The 3,608-nt window shown below is 64.2% G+C and carries 3 protein-coding genes and 1 pseudogene; 1 reads left to right on the top strand and 3 read right to left on the bottom strand.

Going from position 1 to position 3,608, the window contains the following annotated elements; all coding sequences use genetic code 11:
• Positions 1-111 (top strand): annotated as a pseudogene (locus ABDV78_RS19515) (IS630 family transposase); the annotation flags it as partial.
• 12 nt (positions 112-123) lie between these two features.
• Here ABDV78_RS19515 and ABDV78_RS19520 read toward each other — a convergent pair.
• Genes ABDV78_RS19520 through ABDV78_RS19530 form a run of 3 tightly spaced genes read right to left on the bottom strand, consistent with a single transcriptional unit; the run spans position 124 to position 3,427 of the window.
• Positions 124-432 (bottom strand): hypothetical protein, encoded by a 309-nt coding sequence (locus tag ABDV78_RS19520; RefSeq protein WP_343529100.1) that lies wholly within the window; start codon positions 430-432, stop codon positions 124-126.
• Complete coding sequence (locus tag ABDV78_RS19525) at positions 432-2,603, bottom strand: type I secretion system permease/ATPase (protein ID WP_343529101.1); 2,172 nt, start codon at positions 2,601-2,603, stop codon at positions 432-434. The genes ABDV78_RS19520 and ABDV78_RS19525 overlap by 1 nt, the downstream gene beginning before the upstream one ends.
• Positions 2,603-3,427: a TolC family protein gene (locus ABDV78_RS19530; RefSeq protein ID WP_343529102.1), complete on the bottom strand. Its 825-nt coding sequence runs from the start codon at positions 3,425-3,427 to the stop codon at positions 2,603-2,605. Before ABDV78_RS19530 ends, ABDV78_RS19525 begins: the two co-directional genes overlap by 1 nt.
• Between the last annotated feature and the right edge of the window lie 181 nt (positions 3,428-3,608).

Raw genomic sequence — 3,608 nt, forward strand, 5'->3', positions numbered from 1 at the left:
GGTGCCAGGACCATCGAGGACCTCTGGAAAACCGTCGGATCCATCTGTGACCTGTACAACCCCCACGAATGCCGCAACTACTTCGCCGCTGCCGGATATGCTTCCGATTAAACGCTCGGTGCTCTAGATCGCCCGGACCGTGCCACTGCCAGCCGACTGGATCAGCTTCACTTCGCCGGCTGGGATGATCCGCCCCTGCGCCGTCGCCACCACGTCAACCTCGCCGAGCACCAGCCACAGGATCGTTGCGATCAATCCGACGATCAGCAGCCAGGCGGTTGCGCGAAGTGTCGGTGACACTGGCCGCTCCGCCACTTCCAGCGCGGCGGGCAGAAAGGCGCTTTCCTCGATCCGTGGAGTCCGCACCCTCTCGCGCTCGGCACGCAGCGCATCCCGTACGACCTCAAGATGACGGGCGATCGTTCCGCTCATTACGCGGGCACTCCATGAAGGATAGCAGGTCCGGCCTGGCGGCGATGCAGATCGGCATAACGGCCGCCCATATGCAGAAGCTCGGCATGGGTCCCCTGCTCGACGATCCGCCCCCGTTCGAGCGCGATGATGCGGTCGCACTGGCGAACCGCCGACAGGCGATGCGCGATAATGAGCACGGTTCGCCCCCGCACCATTTCACGCAGGTTGGTCTGGATGATCTCCTCGCTCTCGGCATCAAGCGCCGAGGTCGCCTCGTCGAAGATCAGGATGCGCGGCTGGTGAAGGAGCGCGCGGGCGATGGCGATCCGCTGCCGCTGGCCGCCGGAGAAATTGGCGCCGCGCTCCTCGACCACCGTATCATAGCCATGCGGCAGGCGCGCGATGAAGTCGTGCGCACCCGCCAGCCGGGCGGCCGCCATCACGCGCTCGATCGGCGCGGCGGGTTCCGCCAGTGCAATATTCTCGCGGATCGTCCGGCTGAACAGCAGGTTCTCTTGCAGGACGACGCCGATCTGGCGCCGCAACCACGCTGGATCGATCTGTGCAACATCGACGTCATCGATCAGTACGCGCCCGCCTTGCGGAATGTAGAGGCGCTGCAGGATCTTGGCGACAGTCGACTTGCCCGAGCCCGAGGACCCGACGATGCCGATGGCCGTGCCCGCAGGCACATCGAGATCGATGCCGTCGAGCGTGTTCGGCCCCTCCAAGTCATAGCGGAAGCGCACATTTTCAAACCGCACATGGCCCTTGATCGCGGGCAGCGCAGTACGGCTGCCCGCCCCTGGCTCGGTTGGCTGGTTGAGCACGTCGCCCAGCCGCGTGATCGCCAGGCGCACCTGTTGGAAATCCTGCCAGAGCTGCGCCATCCGGATCACCGGCCCGGACACCCGCTGCGCGAACATATTGAAGGCGATCAGACCACCGACGGTCAAAGTCCGCGCCATCACGCTCTGTGCCCCGAAATAGAGGATCGCGGCCATGTTCAGCTTCGAAATCAACAGGATCGCTTGAGAGCCGCTATTGCCGAGATTGACGACACGCAGGCTCGCGGCGCTGTATCCGGCAAGCTGCCGCTCCCAGCGCTCTCGCCATTGCGGCTCGACCGCACTCGCCTTGACCGTTTCGATCCCGCCAATACTTTCGACCAGCAGCGCATTGTTTGCAGCGCCCCGCTCGAACTTCTCTTCGATGCGCCCACGTAGCGGCTTCGTCACCGCTACCGCCACCAGCACATAGGCAGGGATGGTCAACACGCTGATCAGGAACAGCTTAGCCGAATACATCAGCATGACGGCCAGGAAGATGACCGTGAAAAACGGGTCGACCAGCACAGACAGGGACGCGTTGGTCAGGAACTCGCGGATCGTCTCGAGTTGGCGCACCCGCATGGCGATGTCACCGACACGGCGCGCGCCGAAGAAAGACAGCGGCAGCGACACCAAGTGCCGAAACAGCTTCGCGCCCAGTTCCACGTCGATCTTCTGACTGGCTTCCGCATAGAGCCGCGTCCGCAGCCAGCCGAACGCCGTCTCCCACAGCGAGACGATCACAAAGCCGATCGACAGGATTGTCAGCGTGTCGAACGTGTCGTTGACCAACACCTTGTCGACGACATTCTGAAAGAAGAGCGGCGCCGCCAGTCCGAGCAGGTTCAGGCACAGCGTGATGAGCAGCACTTCGCCGATGAGGCGGCGGTAGCGGACGATCTGCGGAATGAACCAGGTGAAGTCGAACGATCGACCCAGGCTACCGAGCTGCTCGCGGGTCGTGACCAGCAGCAATTCGCCACCCCAGAGGCGCTCGACGTCGCTACGCTCCAGGCGCTGCGGCGTCATCGGCGCCCCATCGCTGGCGAAGCGTTGCACCAGCGCCTCGCCATCCGCCACGCGCGCGAGGATGAACCAGCCTTCCGGCCCGTAGGGCAAGGCCGGCAAGGGCAGACGCGCCAGCTTGTCCCATCCGATGCGGACCGTCTTGGTGCGGATCGTCGGATCGCGCCGCGCTAGCCGGCCGATGTCCTGGGCCGTCGCTGGCCGATTGTGGCCCAGTTCGTGACGCAACTGGCGCGGATCGAACAGCAGGCCATGCAGGCCGGCCAGCGCCGCAAAAGCAGCGAGACCGGACTCGTCCTGTATTATGCGACGATCTTCCGAGAACGTCGTCATCACTGGATCTCCGCGCTTGGCGAGACGGTATTCGCCGAAACGGACACCGATGCGAAATCGCGGGGGCCTAAGCCGCTTGACGCCTTCAACTGGGTGATGGCGATGGGGTAATTCGTCAGCGGTTTTGAATGAAAGCTGCCCGACCCGACCCGATCGAGCAGGGCGAACACACCGTCCCAGGGCAGCCGGTCCCGGCGCTCGGCGGCGCGGGCCTCGGCGATCGGATTGAACGATGGCGCGGCCATCGTCAGATCGGCGACATTGAGCGCGCCCACTTTGCGAAGTAGCGTCGCCTCAGCGACATAGGCGTCACAATCTGAACTGGCGATCGCCAGCAGTGTGTCGCGCAAGGTTTGCTCGGCATAGAGGACGTCGAACGTCGTGCGCAGGCCGACGCGATATTCCTGCAGCGAACCGTCCAGCAACGTTTTGGCTGCCTGTAGTTGTGCGACCTGTACCTGCCCCGCGCGGCGCGCAGCGACGTCGGCGTTCCAGCTTTGAAAGACCCCTTGCATGGTCACACGCTGCGCTTGCTCGACGCGCAGCCGATCAGCTGCATTCTGATCCTCTGCTTGGCGGATCGACGACCGGATGCGTCCCCCCGTCGTGAACGGCACACTCACGCTCAACTGGTTGGTGAAACGGGGGATATCAGTGCGCAGGAAAAGCGGACTGGTCGAACCGTTGACCCCGAAGGTCGACCGGAACGACACGGTCGGCATCCCTACTGCCCGCGCCGCGTTGATCCGCTGCGCGCTACTGTCAGCCGTGGCTTTCGCCGCTGCGATGTCCGGATTGTCGACACCTGCGCTACGTAGAGCCACATCGATTGTGCCAGGAACGTTCGGCAGCGGCGGCTCCGGCGTTAGATGGCCCGGGGCCGGTCGTGCCCCACGGGGTGGTGTAGCTGAGGGGTGGCCATCGGCGCTCTTCGGATAGGTTTGGGTTGCGAAACGCAACCGACGGAGACCCCGATGACCGACGATAGGATGAACCTGCAGGCGC

This window comes from Sphingomonas sp., assembly GCF_039594485.1.
Taxonomy (GTDB): Bacteria; Pseudomonadota; Alphaproteobacteria; order Sphingomonadales; family Sphingomonadaceae; genus Sphingomonas.

Bases quoted from the DNA above. Each gene is read 5' to 3' on its own strand.
- ABDV78_RS19525 (WP_343529101.1), bottom strand. From the start codon at position 2,603: ATGACGACGTTCTCGGAAGATCGTCGCATAATACAGGACGAGTCCGGT.
- ABDV78_RS19520 (WP_343529100.1), bottom strand. From the start codon at position 432: ATGAGCGGAACGATCGCCCGTCATCTTGAGGTCGTACGGGATGCGCTG.